Annotated in this window: 15 protein-coding genes, 1 tRNA gene and 1 riboswitch; of the genes, 11 read left to right on the top strand and 5 right to left on the bottom strand. The window is 37.8% G+C overall.

The features are described from left to right. Positions 1-72 precede the first annotated feature (72 nt). On the bottom strand, positions 73-1,410 hold the full coding sequence (locus BN1225_RS12190; protein ID WP_041140081.1) for a PTS sugar transporter subunit IIC: 1,338 nt from the start codon (positions 1,408-1,410) through the stop codon (positions 73-75). Positions 1,411-1,662: 252 nt separating this feature from the next. Here BN1225_RS12190 and BN1225_RS12195 point away from each other — a divergent pair. From BN1225_RS12195 to BN1225_RS12215, 5 genes are all read left to right on the top strand, one after another. After that, positions 1,663-1,746, top strand: a tRNA-Leu gene (locus BN1225_RS12195). Between the two features lie 128 nt (positions 1,747-1,874). Further along, on the top strand, positions 1,875-2,849 hold the full coding sequence (locus tag BN1225_RS12200; RefSeq protein ID WP_242857711.1) for an ABC transporter permease: 975 nt from the start codon (positions 1,875-1,877) through the stop codon (positions 2,847-2,849). Continuing rightward, positions 2,846-3,817, top strand: coding sequence for an iron chelate uptake ABC transporter family permease subunit (locus tag BN1225_RS12205; RefSeq protein ID WP_242857712.1), 972 nt, complete (start codon positions 2,846-2,848; stop codon positions 3,815-3,817). Before BN1225_RS12200 ends, BN1225_RS12205 begins: the two co-directional genes overlap by 4 nt. Continuing rightward, the gene (locus BN1225_RS12210; protein WP_041140082.1) at positions 3,814-4,572 is read left to right on the top strand and encodes an iron ABC transporter ATP-binding protein; all 759 of its coding nucleotides are present in this window, start codon (positions 3,814-3,816) and stop codon (positions 4,570-4,572) included. Before BN1225_RS12205 ends, BN1225_RS12210 begins: the two co-directional genes overlap by 4 nt. Before the next feature lie 10 nt (positions 4,573-4,582). Continuing rightward, positions 4,583-5,518, top strand: a complete 936-nt coding sequence (locus BN1225_RS12215; protein WP_052466640.1) for a siderophore ABC transporter substrate-binding protein — start codon at positions 4,583-4,585, stop codon at positions 5,516-5,518. A 27-nt stretch (positions 5,519-5,545) separates the two neighbouring features. Here BN1225_RS12215 and BN1225_RS12220 read toward each other — a convergent pair whose 3' ends face one another. Then, positions 5,546-6,526, bottom strand: a complete 981-nt coding sequence (locus BN1225_RS12220) for an ROK family protein (protein ID WP_041140083.1) — start codon at positions 6,524-6,526, stop codon at positions 5,546-5,548. 148 nt (positions 6,527-6,674) lie between these two features. Between BN1225_RS12220 and BN1225_RS12225 the strand changes: the two genes are divergently transcribed. The 4 genes from BN1225_RS12225 (at position 6,675) to BN1225_RS12240 (ending at position 11,816) form a co-directional block, all read left to right on the top strand. Then, positions 6,675-7,613 carry an NAD-dependent epimerase/dehydratase family protein gene (locus BN1225_RS12225; protein WP_041140084.1) on the top strand — a complete coding sequence of 313 codons (939 nt, stop codon included), beginning with the start codon at positions 6,675-6,677 and terminating at the stop codon, positions 7,611-7,613. Positions 7,614-7,707: 94 nt separating this feature from the next. After that, positions 7,708-9,042: an APC family permease gene (locus BN1225_RS12230; RefSeq protein WP_041140085.1), complete on the top strand. Its 1,335-nt coding sequence runs from the start codon at positions 7,708-7,710 to the stop codon at positions 9,040-9,042. Positions 9,043-9,141: 99 nt separating this feature from the next. After that, positions 9,142-10,629 carry a glycerol kinase GlpK gene (glpK, locus tag BN1225_RS12235; protein WP_041140086.1) on the top strand — a complete coding sequence of 496 codons (1,488 nt, stop codon included), beginning with the start codon at positions 9,142-9,144 and terminating at the stop codon, positions 10,627-10,629. A gap of 59 nt (positions 10,630-10,688) precedes the next feature. Next, the gene (locus tag BN1225_RS12240) at positions 10,689-11,816 is read left to right on the top strand and encodes a DUF362 domain-containing protein (RefSeq protein ID WP_041140087.1); all 1,128 of its coding nucleotides are present in this window, start codon (positions 10,689-10,691) and stop codon (positions 11,814-11,816) included. 45 nt (positions 11,817-11,861) lie between these two features. Here BN1225_RS12240 and BN1225_RS12245 read toward each other — a convergent pair whose 3' ends face one another. The 3 genes from BN1225_RS12245 to BN1225_RS12255 all read right to left on the bottom strand — a co-directional run bounded on the left by BN1225_RS12245 (position 11,862) and on the right by BN1225_RS12255 (position 16,105). After that, positions 11,862-13,022 (bottom strand): M20 family metallopeptidase, encoded by a 1,161-nt coding sequence (locus BN1225_RS12245; RefSeq protein WP_041140088.1) that lies wholly within the window; start codon positions 13,020-13,022, stop codon positions 11,862-11,864. Positions 13,023-13,033: 11 nt separating this feature from the next. Beyond that, positions 13,034-14,422 (bottom strand): YfcC family protein, encoded by a 1,389-nt coding sequence (locus BN1225_RS12250; RefSeq protein WP_041140089.1) that lies wholly within the window; start codon positions 14,420-14,422, stop codon positions 13,034-13,036. 71 nt (positions 14,423-14,493) lie between these two features. After that, positions 14,494-14,667: riboswitch (Lysine riboswitch) on the bottom strand. A gap of 76 nt (positions 14,668-14,743) precedes the next feature. Continuing rightward, positions 14,744-16,105 (bottom strand): MATE family efflux transporter, encoded by a 1,362-nt coding sequence (locus BN1225_RS12255; RefSeq protein WP_317621643.1) that lies wholly within the window; start codon positions 16,103-16,105, stop codon positions 14,744-14,746. Between the two features lie 184 nt (positions 16,106-16,289). Between BN1225_RS12255 and rbr the strand changes: the two genes are divergently transcribed. Together rbr and BN1225_RS12265 are read left to right on the top strand one after the other, a co-directional pair. Then, positions 16,290-16,832: a rubrerythrin gene (gene rbr / locus BN1225_RS12260; protein WP_041140090.1), complete on the top strand. Its 543-nt coding sequence runs from the start codon at positions 16,290-16,292 to the stop codon at positions 16,830-16,832. 250 nt (positions 16,833-17,082) lie between these two features. Continuing rightward, positions 17,083-18,339, top strand: coding sequence for a hypothetical protein (locus BN1225_RS12265; RefSeq protein WP_041140091.1), 1,257 nt, complete (start codon positions 17,083-17,085; stop codon positions 18,337-18,339). Position 18,340 lies beyond the last annotated feature (1 nt).

Genomic DNA, 18,340 nt, shown 5'->3' on the forward strand with positions numbered 1-18,340 from the left:
TTTAGTAAATACTTGCCTGCGAACGTAAAAAATCTCCCAATGCACTTGGGAGATGATGACGATAGCTTTTAATTAATCCGCGTTTTGTTTATTAGACATCAAAACAAATGGTGTCCATAACAATACTAAGAAGACGATTCCGATTGCCTGATAAATTGTCGCTCTGAATCCTCCGCCAGTTACTAAGAATCCGCTTAATAGAGGTGGTGTTACCCAAGGAATAGATAAACATCCACGTTCAATAATATTGAAGTCCATTAATAGGTAAGTGGTGATAGATAATACAACCGGTCCTACGATAAATGGAAGCATATAGATAGGATTCATTACGATTGGCAGCCCAAAGATAATCGGTTCATTGATTTCGAATAATCCCGGTGCAATGGAAATACTGATAACAGTACGTTCCGCTTGTACTTTAGAGAATAATAAAGAAGCGATCAATAAACCTAAAGTTGCTCCTGAACCTCCCATTTTTGTGAATAAGTCAACTCCCGGTACAACATTAGGAATCGCTTGATGGTTTTCAAAAGCCGCTGTATTTTGTACTAACATCGGAGTAAAGATAGGTGTTGTAACCGCCCCTACTAAGTTTGCTCCATGTAATCCAAATACCCATAAGATATGTGTTAAGAATGAAACTAATACGGCAGTTCCTAAAGTATCGGCAACACTGTTCAATGGTGCAGATACGAATTTTTGGATGATTGTCCATAAGTTCATTCCACTGATTCTTTCAATATAAGTTCCGGCTGCTACAATTAAGATGACAGATAAAATAGCTGGGACTAATACAGTAAATGATCCCGCTACTGCTGGTGGTACACCGTCCGGCAGCGTAATTTTCAATTTATCATTTTTAGATAAACGAATAAAAATTTCAGCTACTACGATGGTAAGAAGCATCCCAACAAACATACCGTTAGAATCTAATTTTGCTCCGGCGATACCGCCACTGGCAATATCATCTGTTAATACTTCAACATTTTTTGCATTTTCTGCCCAAGAATAAGAATTGTTTAAAGTCTGTACTGCCGGTGCTAACCCTAAATAGCAAGTTAAAGAAACAACTGAAGTGGCAATCCCATCTCCGTTTAATCCTTTTGCCATTTGGTACCCTAATGTCACAACAAGTAATACTGCCATCATATTGATTGACCCTTTGTTTACTGCTGACATAACATCAGAGATTCCTGTACTGTTAATAAAATTTGTATATCCGTTATAGATAGACATAACATTCAATCCGTTTTCAGCGAATACCCCCTGAATGTTATTGATCAATACCGCAACCGCACCCACGATCGTTACCGGCATGATTACGACGAAAGCATCCCTGATTGCAACTAAGTGTCTTTGAGACCCGATTCTAGCTGCAAATGGGACGAACTTTTCTTCTAAGAATTTCATTGCTAGTTCCTCCTATTAAATTTTAACTATGCACATAACTGCATACTTAGAATACCGATGTTTTTTTGCGCATTATCAGTATTCCACCCTTATCGTCACAACTTATGATAACTAATGAAGAAAGCGTTGTCAATATTTTTTTGTATTCACTTCCATACATTCATAAATCGTATTTCTCCTTAAATTTTATGACTCAAGCGATTAATACTGGACGAGTAAAAAAAATTGGTGTATGATGTAAAAGGAAATTATGCAGAAGTGGTGGAATGGCAGACACGCTGTCTTCAGGCGGCAGTGCGGCAACGCGTGGGAGTTCAAATCTCCTCTTCTGCACCATTTGAATTGGAACGACAGATTAAATCTGTCGTTTTTTTGTTGTATAAAATAAAAAGTAATGGATTAAAACTGTTGACCTATAAGTTAGCTTGTGCTAACATACCGTTAGTTAGCTTAAACTAACTTAGTTGGGAGGAGATACTATTTTATTTCAAAAATATTACCGTACGATTTATCTTATTGCATTTGTTTTACTGGCTGTCTATTCTTTAAGCATCGGCGTACAGGATTTTAGTTTTACTGCCTTATTGAATGGAGAAAGCAGTCAGTTGACACTTGCTGTTATAAGTCGTCTGCCTCGTTTAGCGAGTATCTTATTAACCGGTGCCATGCTCAGTGTTGCCGGGATGATCATGCAAAGTATTACCAGCAATAAATTCGTTTCTCCTTCAACCGCCGGGACAATGGAATGGTGTCGTTTTGGCGTCATGATTGCCATGGTTCTTTTCTCTCAGGCGACTACCGGTCAAAAAGTTTTTATTGCCTTTATCATTGCTTTATTAGGCACTATGCTGTTTATGAAGATCTTACAGAAAGTAAAAATAAAAGATCAGGTAATGACCCCCTTGATCGGTATGATGCTTGGCAGTGTGGTCAGCAGTGTCACGACTTTTGTTGCCTATCGCTTAGACATTATTCAAAATATGTCATCATGGCTGCAAGGCAGCTTTGCCTTAATATTAAAAGGAAATTACGAACTGCTTTATTTAGGGATTCCCTGTCTGATTCTATCTATGATCTATGCCAACCACTTTACCATTGCCGGAATGGGTGACAGTTTTGCGAAAAACTTAGGATTACGTTATGAGCATATCCTTTTTATTGGTCTGAGTTTAGTCAGTATCATGACTTCAATCGTTGTAGTAAATGTTGGGAGCATCGCGTTTATCGGCTTGATTATCCCTAACTTGCTTTCCATGATTAAGGGCGATAACGTGAAAAAGAATGTCATCGACTGTGCCTTATGGGGAGCCGGATTTGTGCTGATCTGTGACATATTCAGCCGTATCATCATCTATCCTTATGAACTGCCAATTAGTGTAGTGGTCAGTGTGGTCGGCAGTATCCTCTTTCTATTCTTGATTAGGAGGAAAAAAAGATGACGATGCTGAAAGCTTTAACTAAACAAAAAAAGATTATTTTGCTTACTGCCCTAGTGTTATTAACGGTTTGTCTGCTTTATTTGCTGCCCCAGTTAAATGCCTCAAACTATCAATATTTCTTAAATAAAAGAGGAACTAAGATTATAGCGATCTTATTAACCGGCTTTAGTATTGGGGTATCTGCATTATCCTTTCAGACAATTACCAATAATAAGCTGATTACCCCTAATGTGATGGGCTTGGAATCACTTTACATGTTTATTCAAACGTTCATCATCTTTATTTGGGGAAGCAAAGAACTTTCAATGATGACAAGCTATACTCAGTTCTTCTTATCCATTGGGTTCATGATGATGGCTTCATGGGGTCTGTTTAATCTTGTCTTCAAAAAAGAAAATCAGGATATCTATCGATTAGTATTAACAGGAATGGTCTTAGGCAGTCTCTTTGGGGGATTATCTTCATTCATGCAGGTATTACTAGACCCCAATGAGTTTACCATTCTGCAAGGTAAGATGTTTGCTTCCTTTAATAATGTAAATGTCTCCTTGTTAGGCATCAGCTGTCTGCTGATCTTGCCTTGCAGTTATATCCTGATCAAAGACCGTCATGCCTTAAATGTATTATCATTGGGCAGAAGTTCTTCTATTAATCTAGGTGTAAATTATTATCGTTTAGTCAAAAGACAGTTAATGATGAGTGCGGTCCTCATCTCCATTTCCACCGCTTTAGTAGGACCGATTACCTTTTTAGGAATCTTAGTAGTTTCTTTGACAAGAAAATTACTCAATACTTATCGCCATCAGGAAATGATGATTGAAGTAACACTGCTTAGCGGCACATTCTTATTGGCTGCCACTTATTTAGTTGAACGTGTCTTTTCATTTAATACGACCGTCAGTGTTATCATTAACTTCATCGGCGGAGTGTATTTTATCTATCTAATTATAAAGGAGCGACAAAAATGATAGAAGTAAAACAAGTGACTAAAGTTTATGATCAATTCCCGGTCCTTAATGAAATCGATGTCTGTTTACCCGAAGAAAAGATCATTGCGTTTATCGGCAGCAACGGAACCGGAAAATCTACCCTGCTTTCGATTATCGGAAGAACATTGGAAAAAAACGGTGGTCACGTTTATATCGATGATATCGAATTAGCCCTATGGAAAAGTCAGGAATTGGCAAAACACCTTTCTATCCTACAGCAAGCACAACAGTCAATCGTTCGTCTGACTGTCGAAGAATTAGTGGGATTCGGACGTTTTCCTCACAGTCAAGGAAGATTAAGCCAAGAAGATCAACAGCATATCAATCGAGCGATTGCTTATTTAGAACTCGATCATTTAAGAACACGCTATTTGGATGAATTGAGCGGCGGACAAAGACAGCTCGCTTATATTGCGATGGTCTTAGCTCAAGACAGTCACTACATCTTCTTAGATGAACCCCTTAATAATTTAGATATGAAACATGCAACCCAAATCATGAAAGTATTACGTAAACTGGTGGATGAACTGCATAAAACTGTATTAGTCGTGATCCATGACATTAATTTTGTTTCGTATTACAGCGATCATATCATTGCCTTAAAAGAAGGAAAGATTGTCGCTCAGGGAAGTACGGATGAGATCATTCGTCCAGATGTATTAAAAGAAATTTATGATATCGAAATGACCATCAAAGAAATAGATGGAAAAAGATTTTGTTTATATTTTGAATAGGAGCATAACAATGAAAAAACATATGAAAAGAATAGTTACAGGAACACTTGCCTTACTGATGGCATTTGTATTAGTCGGGTGTCAAAGTGCCCCGGAAAAAACACCTTCAGAACAAAGCATTACGATTGAGCATCTTAAAGGAACCACCACCCTTAACAAAGAAGTGAAAAAAGCAGTTGTCTTTGATTTTGGCTTCTTAGATACAATGAAAGTGATGGGAATCGACACTCAATTAGCACTTCCGGTTGCGAGTTTACCGGACTACTTATCGGAATATAAAAACGCCGTGAATGCCGGTGGAATCAAAGAGCCGGATTTAGAAGCCCTTTATACATTCAGCCCCGATGTGATTATTATTTCCGGCAGACAAAGTGATTATTATGATGAATTAAACAAGATTGCCCCTACGATTTATGTTGAAGTCAATGCCGAGACCTATTTAGAGGACGTGAAAAAGAATACAGAGATTGCCGCTAAAATCTTTAATGTTGAACATGCCGGAGAAAAAGCAATAACAGATTTAGAAGCACAAATTGAAGAAGCGAAAGCAACGATCGGTTCAACGGATCAGAAAGCCTTAATTCTTCTTACAAATGACGGAAATATTTCTGCTTATGGTGCCGGTTCTCGTTTTGGTTTAATCCATGATCTTTTAGGCATTCCTACTGCCGATCCAGCCATTACGGTTTCAACCCACGGTCAAAGTGTCAATTATGAATATATCGCTAAGATTAATCCTGATATTTTATATGTCGTTGATCGTACACAAGTCGTAAGTGGAACAACTTCTGCCAATGCGACATTGGATAATGAACTGATTCGCCAAACTAATGCATATCAAAACAATAAAATCATTAACTTAACACCGGATTACTGGTACTTATCAAGTGGTGGGTTATTATCGGTTTCAGAAATGATCAAAGAAGCTGTTGCCCCCTTTAAATAGTAAAAGTCAGGCACTTGCCTGACTTTTTTACATAATCTTTTTCTTTAATAAAGAAAGGGTTAATTGGATGATGCCATTTAAGATTTGATCTTCTTTGCTTTCAATCAAAACTAAACGAGGAAGATGATTTTTAGGGATATAGTCCTCCATCTTGGATGCAATATAATCCAAATCCTTTTGCTGATAACCGCTGATACCGATAATAGCGGGATTGATGATGGCTGCCATAGACGTACAGATTTTCACCAAAAGATCTACCTGCTGTTTAACACTTAGATCAAAGACTTGACGCATTCCCTCTTCCGGGTAATACATGATCTCACCGGCAAAATGACTTGCTCCCTTTAGTAACTGCCCATTGACATAGATTCCTGCCCCTAATCCCCGATCAATCAATACGATGCCTTTACTTGCCTCTTGTGGAACTTGAACGGCATAGCCCAAGACGGCCAGATTCAAATCATTTTCAATTACGGTTGGCACTTCAAATATTGTCTGCAAACGTTTTGGCAGGTTCCCTAGTTCAAAGACATAGTCATTAGCATTATGAATATGATCATCCTCAAGAATCCCGGCAATGCTGATGCCAATCGCTTTGATATTCGGATACTCTTTAAACAAAACCGCTACTTGTGCCTCTACTTTATCATCGTGATACTCTTTTTCTTCTGTAATCAAAGAATGTACCACATTTCCCGATAAATCCACAATACGGTAATCCATCTTAACATAATCTTCTTCCTGAACGGTAATAATTGTCAGAACCAATTCATGCTGTTCATTGATATAAAAGCGTTTTGCCCGACGTCCTCCTGTCGATTCACAATGAATGACATTCTTTATTTCCCCGCTGTCTATCAAAATTTTAAGGATATTCGTACATGATGCCAACGAAAGTTCAGTGGCCATACAAATCTCATTTTTAGTTAACCCATTATCTTTAAGCAGGGCGTTCCTTACTAATTCAATATTCATCTTACGAATGTTCATCGTATTATTTACAGTCATTTCCCACACCTCTTTTTATTATTCTATCATAGAAATCGAAAACTCCAATTTCTTTTCTATCCATGAAATAAATTTCATCATTCATATCTTAACACATATAAAATGACTTAGGATTATGCTATAATGGGGGCGAAACAAGGAGGAACATATGAAAAGAAAAGTTTTGATTATGGGTGGCAGTTATTTTATCGGTAAGAGCATTGCCGAAACATTCAGTCAATTTGGAGATGACGTCTATGTCTTAAATCGTGGCAATCAGCCATTGAATAATCCAAATATCAAAGAACTTGTTTGTGATCGTGAGGATCAGGAACAGTTAAAAAGAGTATTAGAGGATCAGCATTTTGAAATCATCGTCGATGTCAGTGCAACAAATAAAATACATTTACAATATTTAATTGAGTCTATACACACCGATCAGTTAGCTTCGTTTATCTTTATAAGTTCGAGTGCCGTTTATGATGTGGAGCATCTTTCCATCCCCTATAAGATCAGTGATCCATTAAAAGAAAACAAGTATTGGGGAGATTACGGAACGAATAAAATCGAGGCTGAAGCCTATTTAAAAACACAGCTGACACATAGTCAAATCATTATCTTACGTCCGCCGTATGTTTATGGAGAAAACAATTATGCACAACGTGAAAGCTTTATCTTTGACCATCTGGTGCATCATCGTCCAATCCTCATTCCGTGTCAAGGGGATACCTTGCTGCAATTTATTTATACGCATGACCTTGCGAAAATCTGTTTCGATCTTTCTTTAAAAAGTTTAGATCATCTTTCCATTTATAACGTTGGAAATAAAAAGCCGTTATCCATTAAAGAATGGATACTTGCGCTTGGCAAAGCGGCTCATGAAGACCCCATCTTTAAAGAATTTGATTACTTAAAGCATGGTTACACGATTCGTGATTTCTTTCCTTTCCATGATTATGACAATGTCTTAGAGATCAATCTGGATTTTGAGGAAACGCCTTTTATCGAAGGGGCACGTGCTGCCTTTGCTTGGTATCAAAAAACGCCTATCGAATTTAAAAAGAATGTTCGTCAAAATGAAGAAGAAATTATCAATCAATATTTTTAATAGTCATGTGTTCTTAATGGAACACATTTTTTATTTATATTTCTTTGTATACAATTTAATTTATGGTAAACTATCAAAGAAAAGGAGTAAGTGCATGAAAAATAATAAACAATATGGATTATTTACTGCCATTACCATGATTATTGGAATCTGTATTGGATCAGGAATATTCTTTAAAAGTGACAATATATTAGTTGCGACCAATGGAAGTATCTTTCTTGGTGTATGTCTCTTTGCTTTAGCCGCTTTTTCTATTATCTTTGGTAGTTTAACGATCGGACAGCTCGCCAGCCGCAGCGAGAACCCCGGTGGGATGATCACTTATGCCCAAGATTTTATTGGCGATCAGGCAGCTTGCAGTTTTGGCTGGTTTCAAACGTTTATCTATTATCCGACAATCACTGTTGTCGTCGCTTGGGTAATCGGAGTTTATACGGGAATCCTATTTCATTTAGACGCATCCTTGGAATTGGAAATAATGATCGGGTTAGCTTTTTTAACCCTATGCTTCATTTATAATGTTATCAGTCCGATGATTGGTAAAACCATCCAAAACGGAGCCACGATCGTGAAAATGATTCCTTTATTTCTGCTGGGAATTTTAGGCATGGTCTTTGGTGATCCAATCGGGGGATTGACCCATGTGAGTACCAATGAACTTTTTTCAGTGACTTGGCTGACCGCTTTAGGTCCGATTGCCTATTCTTATGATGGTTGGATCGTTTCTACCTCTATTGCCCATGAGGTAAAAGATTCTAAAAAAACATTGCCTAGAGCGTTAACGATTGCACCTTTGATCATTTTAATTATCTATGTTACCTATTTTGTGGGAATTTCATCTTACTTAGGACCACAGACCGTGATGTCTTTAGGTGACCAGCATGTCAGTGTCGCCGCAAGTCAATTAGTCGGTGTTCAATTTTCTAAGATGATCGTGATCTTTGTCATTATCTCGGTAATGGGAACCGTTAACGGTTTAGTGACCGGCTTTATCAGAACCCCCTACTCATTAGCTTTAAGAGAACATATGATGCCGTTTTCCAAGAAACTGACTGCGGGATTATCGCACCATGGTGTTCCTATTTATTCGGCTGTATTTGCTTATGGATTAGCTGTCTTTTGGATGTTTGTCCATTACATAACCGCGAAATATCATCTATTGCCTAACAGCGATGTATCAGAGATTTCGATCGCAATTTCTTATCTTCTTTACATCATGCTTTATTATCAAGTTTATCGCTTATATAAAGCTAAAGAGATTATCGGTAAATTTAAAGGGATCATCTGTCCACTGTTAGCGACAGTAGGTTCACTCATCATCTTATCCGGCGGGATTCAAAGTTCTCTGTTTATCTATTACCTGATTTTCTGTTTGTCTGTCATGTTGTTGGGACGTTCTTATTATTTGAAAAAATCAAAAGTTGTATAATGAACATTATACACTTTTTTATTGATTTCTAATTCTGATACAACGTGGACAAATAAGTAAAATTAAGCTAAAGTGATACTATAGAAAAGAGGGAATCACATGGAAACATATATTATGGCCATTGACCAAGGGACTACCAGTACCCGAGCCATTCTATTTGATAAAAAAACACAAGTCATCGGAATTGCACAAAAAGAATTGGAAAATTTTTATCCTCAGCCGGGCTGGGTCGAACAAGATGCCAATGATATTTGGGCAAGTGTTGTCGGTGTGATGTTTGAAGTACTGGCAAAAACCGGAATTAAAGCCAAACAAATTGCCGCTATCGGAATGACCAATCAAAGAGAAACAACCGTCGTTTGGGATAAAGCTGCTGGAAAACCTATTTATAATGCGATTGTTTGGCAGTCACGTCAAAGTGATCGCTATACGCAGCAATTAAAAGAAAATGGAAAAGAACCCTGGATCAAGCAAAAGACCGGATTATTATTAGATCCTTACTTTAGTGCCAGCAAGATTCGCTTTATCTTAGATGAAACCGATAGTCAGCAAAGAGCAGAAGCCGGAGAATTGCTTTTTGGAACGATTGACACTTGGCTGCTGTATAAACTGACTGAAGGAAAACAACATATGAGTGATGTATCGAATGCATCACGTACATTATTAATGAACTTAGAAACACTGGACTATGACGAAGAACTGCTTGCATTATGGAATATTCCCCGCTGCATGCTGCCGTCCATCGTAGATACCAGCAGGATCTATGGATATTGTGAAGGCTTATTTGATTGTCAAATCCCCATTTGCAGCATCGTCGGAGATCAGCAGGCAGCGTTATTTGGTCAGACTTGCTTTAAGGCGGGAGACGTGAAAAATACTTATGGAACCGGTTGTTTCCTATTAATGAATACAGAGGAGCATATCATTCATTCCAAAAATGGATTGGTAACTTCTGTGGGCTGGCGGATTAACGGAAAAGTCAATTATGTCTTAGAGGGTAGTGTCTTTATTGCCGGAGCTGCTGTACAATGGCTAAGAGACGGACTGAAAATTATTCGCAGTGCCGGCGAAAGTGAAGAACGGGCATACCTTGTTGAGGATAATGAGGGGGTCTATGTCGTTCCTTCCTTTACGGGATTAGGGGCCCCCTACTGGAAACCTCATGTCAAAGGAGCCATCTATGGCTTAACACGAGGAACCAAACAGGAACATATCATTCGGGCAACGTTAGAATCTTTAGCCTATCAGACCTCAGATGTTATTTCAGCGATGAAAGAAGATGCCAACTTGCAGTTAAATGAATTAAAAGTAGATGGCGGTGCTTCTATGAATCAATTCCTATTGCAGTTTCAAAGCGATGTTTTAAACATCCCGGTCAAACCTGCGGTCATTCAAGAGACCACGGCATTAGGAGCTGCTTATTTAGCCGGATTAGCCATTGGCTATTGGAAAGATCAAAACGAAATCTGCCAGCTATGTCAAAACGGAACTGTTTATGAGCCTAAAATGGCAAAAAAAGAAAGAACAGATAAATTAAAACAATGGGATAAAGCCATCAAGGCGACCATTCTTTTTGGTGAAGAATAAATATTTATTCACAAGTAGCCTATATTTGGAGTATGATAAAGATAATGGAGGAATAAATTATGGAAAAATCAAAAGTATATTTTACAGACTTGCGTGCTCGTCCGGGAACCAGTCTGCCTCAAAAGTTAGAAAAGTTAATTCGCAAAGCGGGAATTGGTGATATCGATTTTGATAAAAAGATGGTCGCTATCAAGATTCACTTTGGAGAACCCGGAAATCTTTCTTATTTAAGACCTAATTATGCTAAGGTGGTGGCAGATGTCGTTAAATCATTAGGGGGATCACCGTTTCTAACGGACTGCAACACGTTATATGTCGGGCGCAGAAAAAATGCCTTGGATCACTTGGAAGCTGCCTATGAAAATGGATTCTCTCCTTTTTCTACAGGTTGCCATGTGATTATCGGAGATGGTTTAAAAGGAACTGATGATATCGAGGTACCGGTTGTCGGCGGAGAATTAGTAAAAAGCGCTAAAATTGGCAGAGCCGTTATGGATGCCGATGTCTTTATTACCTTAAGTCATTTCAAAGGTCATGAATTGACCGGATTTGGCGGATGTTTAAAGAATGTTGGGATGGGCTGCGGAAGCCGTGCCGGAAAAATGGAACAGCATAATTCCGGAAAACCTACTGTCGATCACTCTAAATGTGTAGGCTGCCGTTTCTGTGCTAAGAATTGTGCACATGGTGCCATCAGTTTTGGGGAAGATCATAAAGCGACGATCGACCACTCTAAATGTGTTGGCTGCGGACGTTGCTTGGGATCATGTAATTATGATGCGATTCACAATGACAACGACAGTGCCGTAGATGATTTAAGCAAAAAAATCGCTGAATATTCAAAAGCCGTATTGGATGGCAGACCTGCTTTCCACATCAATTTAGTTATTGATGTTTCACCTTACTGTGATTGTCATGGAGAAAACGACTTGCCGATCATTCCTGATGTCGGAATGTTCGCCAGCTTTGATCCGGTTGCATTAGATCAAGCCTGCGCCGATGCCTGCAACCATATGACACCGATCCAAGGAAGTCTGCTTGATGAAAATACACACGCAAATGGGTTCTGTGATCATCATGACCATTTCAAAAATACAACTCCAATCACCGATTGGAAAGTATGTTTGGAACACGCAGAAAAACTTGGTTTAGGTCATCGTGAATATGAAATTATTGAAGTAAAATAAACTAAAAAAAGTCAATGCGCTTATTTACTAAGCCCATTGACTTTTTTATTTGATAAGCGTTGGCTCTAAATACACCTGCAATGCAGTATATGCCATCGTCTTTATGGCAATCGCAAGAGTCTGATAAGCTAACGCTCCGCTGACACAGGTTAAGAAGTCTTCGTTATGAGCATAAACAGGCGGATTTGCTCCGGTATTTAACTCAATATAGCAAGTCGGACATACATGAGAAACATTGCCGATATCACTTGATCCCGATGCATTCTCATCGTTTTCCACAAAATCCCTAATCCCTAAATCTTCCAACGTTGTTTTGGCTAAAGCGATTAATCCTTGATGGTTAATCAAATCATCATAAGAATTTTCGAAATGACGATAGGTAAGTTTAGCCCCTGTCATTAATTCTGCTCCTTTTGCACAATTAATGACTTTTTGCGTTAATTCATCCAAATACGCTCTTTTTTTAGCACGGATGTAAAACTGACATTGCGCCTTATTCGGAACGGTATTGGCAGCCTGTCCGCCATTGGTAATGATTCCATGTACACGGGCATCCGGCTGCATATGCTGACGCAAAGCATTAATCCCGGCATAGGTTAACTGAACGGCATCCAAAGCATTGACCCCACGTTCCGGATAAGCTGCAGCATGAGCCGCCACTCCCTCAAAATTAAATTCAATCGAATCAATCGCCAAGGTCACTACATTCAAATTATTTTCTGCACCTAAATGCATTTGAAAGGCAGCATCGATATCATCAAAGGCCCCACGGTCAACGAGATCGCATTTTCCACCGGTTGTCTCTTCTGCTGGTGTTCCGATCAACACAATTGTTCCGTTGAAATGTTCCTTTAACTGACTCAAAACCACACATGCACCATAAGTAGACGCTGCAATCCAGTTATGTCCGCATGCATGAGCTGTCTGATCACCTGATTCGCCATATCCCGGCAATGCATCATATTCCGCTAAAAAAGCAATCTTCGGTCCTTCCCCACAATTCAGCTCCGCTCTAAAAGCAGTAGGTAAATCTAAATAAGGGTAAACTACTTCAAAGCCATGTTCTCGAATTTTATCAACTAAATATTGCGAAGATAGAAATTCTTCATTGCCTAACTCCGGATGCGCATAAATATAATCGTTAACTTCTTTAAATTCTTCTAATAACGCTTCTGTTTTTGTATATACATATTCTTTTAATTCCATCTATAAGTCTCCTAACTAAAACCAATAAAAATCGCTAAGCAAAGCAGAAGAATCTCTGCCACTAACAACAAACCAAACAGCGGTGTTACGAACTTATACCATTTGTTCACCGGCATTCCCATGATTCCGCACATCATAAAGACCGAGGTCGGCCAGAAAATATTTGAGAACCCGTCTCCGAATTGGAAAGCTAATACAGCGATTTGACGGTTTAATCCTACCATTTCCCCTACCGGCGCTAAGATCGGCATCGTAATCAATGCTTGTCCGCCACCTGAAGGAATAAAGAAATTTAAGATATTTTGTACTAACAACATTCCTAACCCACTTAAATAACCGGTGAACTGTTGTAATCCGCTTGACAGCCAATAAACGATCGTATCGATGATACACGCATTTTCCAAAATAATCGGCACTGCTCTGCTCAGTCCACAGATTAAAGCTCCGAACATCATTTCTTTAGCCGCTTCAATAAAATACTCTGCAATCTGACTAGGTGTAAAGCCGGAAATAAATCCTGCCACTAACATCATAATAAAGAATAACGCAGCAATCTCATCAATATACCAACCTAATTGAATTGTGCCATAAAGCAGCATCCCAATCGTCACTACAAATAATAAACAAGATAATTTATGACGAATCGTAAAGGTTGTATTCATCATCGTTTCTTTTGATCCGATTTCTTTAATTTCCATCTCTTCTCCATAAAGAATAGATTGAGTTGGATCCTTTTTTACTTTCTTTCCGTAACGCCATACATAGATAATGGCAATGCTCATAAATACTACAAAACATAAAATACGGAAAGCCAAACCGGAAAACAATTCAACTCCGGCAACTTCCTGAGCAATCCCAATCGTGAACGGATTGATGGTGGCAGCGGCAAAGCCAACCGCTACTGCGATATACACGATTGATCCCCCTAGGATCGCATCATAGCCTAATGCAATCGCAATTGAAATAAATATCGGCAATAATCCATAGGTTTCTTCAAATAATCCCATCGTACTTCCCAATACCCCAAAAGCAATCATACAGATCGGGATAATCAGCTCAATACGAGACCCTACTTTACGTAAGGTTGCCCCTAGTACAGCATCAAAGGTTCCGTTCTTCAACAACATATACACAAAGGCATAGGCAAAAATAATGAAGAAGATAATCTGACCTGCATCAATAAACCCTAATTGAATCGATACAAAGATATCGAACAAGCCAATACCGATCTTTGGTATGTATTGAAATGAATCTGCAACAACGACCGTGTTCCCAAAATCATCAGTCACACGAGTGAATTGCCCCGCCGGTACCACATTCGCCAAAATAGCGGCTAAGATCACCATTGCGAAAATGATAACGTAGGTATGGGGCATTTTAAATTTTTTCTTTTTTTCCATAAGTCTCTCCTCAAAATAAAAATGTCTCTATACCACTTTGCGGCATAAAGACATGTTAAAATCATCCTCAGGCGCCAAGTAGTGCTCCTTTACAGCGGCAGCTATAAAGACAGTGTCATACCTCTTAAATATGACCCCAGCAGTTATTTTGACATAACCACTTCGGCAGTAAATCCTTTCCATCTAATTCATCGGCTTTCGGCCTCCTTAGATGTACTTATAAGTACTGCACCCCTATCGACTATGTAAGTCGGAACTAACTATAGCATAAATTGTATACTTTTGTAAATAGTTTTACACCATAAACAAAAAAGCAGCTTGTTAAGCTGCTTTCGGATCGATTTCCACTAAATGCTTTTTATAGCAACGTTTATATAAGTATAAACAGATAAATAATGAGATGACTTCGGCAAAGGCAAACGATGCCCAAAGCATGGTCATTCCAAAAAGTTTATTTAAAATATAAGCTAATGGTAAAATAACTAACAGCTGACGACATACAGACATGATCAAACTGTACATCCCTTCTCCCAATGCTTGGTATAAAGAGGATAACACAATCCCTACCGCCGCTAATGGGAAAGATAAGGAAATAAAGCGCAGTGCCGGTACCCCGATTCTAAGCATTTCCGAAGAAGCATTGAACATCATCAATAATTTATCCGGAATCGCTAAGAAGATACCCATTCCGATCGTCAAGATAATCGCCGCATAAATCAAGGCATCTTTTACTGCCAGCAAGATACGATCTTTTTTCTTTGCCCCGAAGTTATAGGCACAAATTGGGATCAAGCCATTGGTCAAACCAAAGACCGGCATAAAGATGAAACTGTTTAATTTAAAATAAACACCCAATACCGAAATAGCTGCCTGACTAGAAGCCAAGATTACATTTAATCCCATCGTCATGATCGAACCGATCGACTGCATAACGATGCTAGGGGCACCCACACGATAAATTTCACCGATTAGGTATCCATTTAATTTAAAATCCTTAATCGCGATTCGTACTTCATGATTTTTCAAATGATTCAGCAATAATGATAACAACATCGCCACGATCTGACCGATTACGGTTGCCATCGCTGCTCCGGCAATACCGAATTTAGGCATTCCAAACAAACCAAAAATCATGATCGGATCTAGGATAATATTGGTAACCGCACCGACTAACTGTGTTACCATGTTGTAAATGGTAATTCCGGCAGACTGCATAATTCTTTCGGAAATCACCTGTAAAAAGATTCCGAATGAGAAGATTGTACAAATACTGATATATTGTACCCCCATATCGATCACGACAGGATTATTTGAGAAAGCCTCAAAATACATTCTTGAACCAAAAATTCCAAATAACGCAAAGACAAAGTAACTCAAGATTCCTAAAAGTAAACCATGACTTGCTGCTAGGTTTGCTTCGTCTTTTCTTTTTTGTCCTAATTTTCTTGAAATCAATGAATTTAATCCCACAGCAGTTCCGACCGCTACCGAAATCATAATCGATTGTACTGGGAAAGCAAGCGAGACTGCTGTTAAAGCATCTTCTCCTAATTGAGCAACGAAAATACTATCCACAATATTATATAATGCCTGAACAAGCATTGAGATCATAATCGGCAGAGACATTGAAATCAGTAACTTACTGACAGGCATATAGCCCATTTTATTTTCTTTTTCTTCCACTATATCACTCCTTTGTAACTATTCAATATTATCAATTCAAAAAGATATAGTCAATAGTTAATCGAAAAACATTTTTATGTGGAAAGTAATTTGAAAATAAATAGGAATAATTACTATTTATATGTTGACTTTTCGTATTTTTAGGACTATGATAAAAACAGAAAGAGATATTGGAGGTAATAAAATGAAAGATTTAAAAGGAACAAAAACAGAAGCAAACTTACAAACAGCATTTGCCGGAGAATCTCAGGCAAGAAATAAGTATACTTATTATTCAAGTAAAGCTAAAAAAGATGGTTATGTTCAAATCGCTAATATTTTTGAAGAAACAGCTAATAATGAAAAAGAACATGCGAAAATCTGGTTTAAATTACTTCATGGTGGTGCCGTTGCCGATACAATGACAAACTTGAAAGATGCTGCTGCTGGTGAAAACTATGAATGGACAGACATGTATGCTACTTTCGCTAAAGAAGCAAAAGAAGAAGGATTCGATAAAATCGCTTTCTTATTTGAAGAAGTAGGTAAAATCGAAAAAGAACATGAAGAAAGATACTTAAAATTACTTAAAAATATCGAAGAAGGTGCTGTTTTTGAAAAAGATGGTATCACAGTATGGAAATGCGGTAACTGCGGATATATCCACGTAGGAGAAAATGCTCCTGAAAAATGTCCTGTATGTGACCATCCAAAATCATATTTTGAAGTAAGATCACAAAACTATTAATCCCATGAAATCACACCTCGAGTGTGATTTTTATTTTCTAAAACAGAAAATTGGTTCTTGATGTAACCGCTTTAAAAGTGTATGATAATGGAGTAACAGTGATGACATGAGGACAATAATCATTTTTAAAAACTTAGCTTTAATCCTCTTTTTGCTCAGGAATAAGAAGAGATTATTTTTATGTTTTTTTATTATTTTTTCTTGATGTAATCGCTTTAAAAGAGTATTATGAAAACAGGATGGTGATGACATGGGAACATTTAAGTTTTCCCTCAAGATGTTGCGATTAGACTTTAAAAAGTGCTTTTTTTATGGGCTTTCGTTAGTTTTATCCACATCGATTATTTTTGTATTTTTCAACTATATTGATAATATTTATTTAGGCAACAGTCTTTCCGAAAAAAGTGGGGCGAATCAAATATTAGCACTGTTTATTATTATCATCGCATGTGCGAATGCGTGTTTTGCGAATTCATTTTTTATTTCGCGTAAAACCAATGAAATTGCGATTGCTTCTATGAGCGGGGCCAGTGTCTTTGCTGTGGCAGGCTATCTCTTGGTGCAAAATTTTGTCATTATGGGACTAAGTATTCCGATTGGGTTTGGGATTGGTTATATTTTCAATCATTTCTTTAATCTGTTTATCTACGCTTCGTTAGATGTCGTGGCAAATACGTACTATGTGTCTATGCAAGGCTTAATTATGAGTACGATCGTTATTTTGACACAGATTATCGCCTTGACATTAGTCAATTCCGGTTATGCTTATCGTACCGAGATTAAAACCTTGTTGAATGAACAAGAATCAATGACTAAAAAATCAACGAAACCGATTAAAACACCGGTGATCTTTTATTGGATTCTCTATTTGATCCCTATTGTATTATTCTTTATTGTTGATTTGGACCCGATGGTTTTTGTTGTGGTATCTTGTATCGGTGTCTTTGGTATTGTGGGATTATTGAAAATCGGTCTTTCCAAACTGATTATGTTTAGACAAAAGAGTCATCTGACAAAATCGAATTCTTTAATTGCTTATGGAAATCTGTCGTATTCATTGAAATCCACCGGTATGCTGATGACGATTATCATTCTTTCGATCATCTTATTTATTGGATTGATTATTATCAATATCAATAATCCAAAAGATTTGTTTATTGTCTTGCTTTCTTATGGCATTATTATCTTTTTAATGTCAACAAGTATTCTATATAAAATTATTTTAGAGACATCAACACGTTTAGGTTTATATCAGTCACTTTTTAAATTAGGCTATCTAAAAAAACAATTAAAAGCCATTATGAGAAAAGAGATTATGATGCTGTATGGGGTTATTCTTTTCTTCCCTACCAGCTATATTGTCATCATGTTGTCTCGCTTTGTTATTGCAGGTGAAGTCGCAATGAGTTTTGCAGCTGCCTTAGTCTTAGCCTATGTAATTCCAATCTGCATTACTGCATTAATTGCTTATTTCGTTTATAAACGCACGATTATTGCGAACATATAAG

This window comes from Beduini massiliensis, from assembly GCF_000829905.1.
Lineage (GTDB): Bacteria > Bacillota_I > Bacilli_A > Erysipelotrichales > Coprobacillaceae > Beduini > Beduini massiliensis.

Excerpts from the sequence above, each read along its gene's own strand:
- BN1225_RS12250 (WP_041140089.1), bottom strand. The coding sequence starts at position 14,422 with ATGGAAAAAAAGAAAAAATTTAAAATGCCCCATACCTACGTTATCATT.
- BN1225_RS12205 (WP_242857712.1), top strand. The coding sequence starts at position 2,846 with ATGACGATGCTGAAAGCTTTAACTAAACAAAAAAAGATTATTTTGCTT.
- BN1225_RS12225 (WP_041140084.1), top strand. The coding sequence starts at position 6,675 with ATGAAAAGAAAAGTTTTGATTATGGGTGGCAGTTATTTTATCGGTAAG.
- BN1225_RS12210 (WP_041140082.1), top strand. The coding sequence starts at position 3,814 with ATGATAGAAGTAAAACAAGTGACTAAAGTTTATGATCAATTCCCGGTC.
- rbr (WP_041140090.1), top strand. The coding sequence starts at position 16,290 with ATGAAAGATTTAAAAGGAACAAAAACAGAAGCAAACTTACAAACAGCA.
- BN1225_RS12220 (WP_041140083.1), bottom strand. The coding sequence starts at position 6,526 with ATGACTGTAAATAATACGATGAACATTCGTAAGATGAATATTGAATTA.
- BN1225_RS12215 (WP_052466640.1), top strand. The coding sequence starts at position 4,583 with ATGAAAAAACATATGAAAAGAATAGTTACAGGAACACTTGCCTTACTG.
- BN1225_RS12265 (WP_041140091.1), top strand. The coding sequence starts at position 17,083 with ATGGGAACATTTAAGTTTTCCCTCAAGATGTTGCGATTAGACTTTAAA.
- BN1225_RS12240 (WP_041140087.1), top strand. The coding sequence starts at position 10,689 with ATGGAAAAATCAAAAGTATATTTTACAGACTTGCGTGCTCGTCCGGGA.
- BN1225_RS12230 (WP_041140085.1), top strand. The coding sequence starts at position 7,708 with ATGAAAAATAATAAACAATATGGATTATTTACTGCCATTACCATGATT.
- glpK (WP_041140086.1), top strand. The coding sequence starts at position 9,142 with ATGGAAACATATATTATGGCCATTGACCAAGGGACTACCAGTACCCGA.
- BN1225_RS12245 (WP_041140088.1), bottom strand. The coding sequence starts at position 13,022 with ATGGAATTAAAAGAATATGTATATACAAAAACAGAAGCGTTATTAGAA.
- BN1225_RS12190 (WP_041140081.1), bottom strand. The coding sequence starts at position 1,410 with ATGAAATTCTTAGAAGAAAAGTTCGTCCCATTTGCAGCTAGAATCGGG.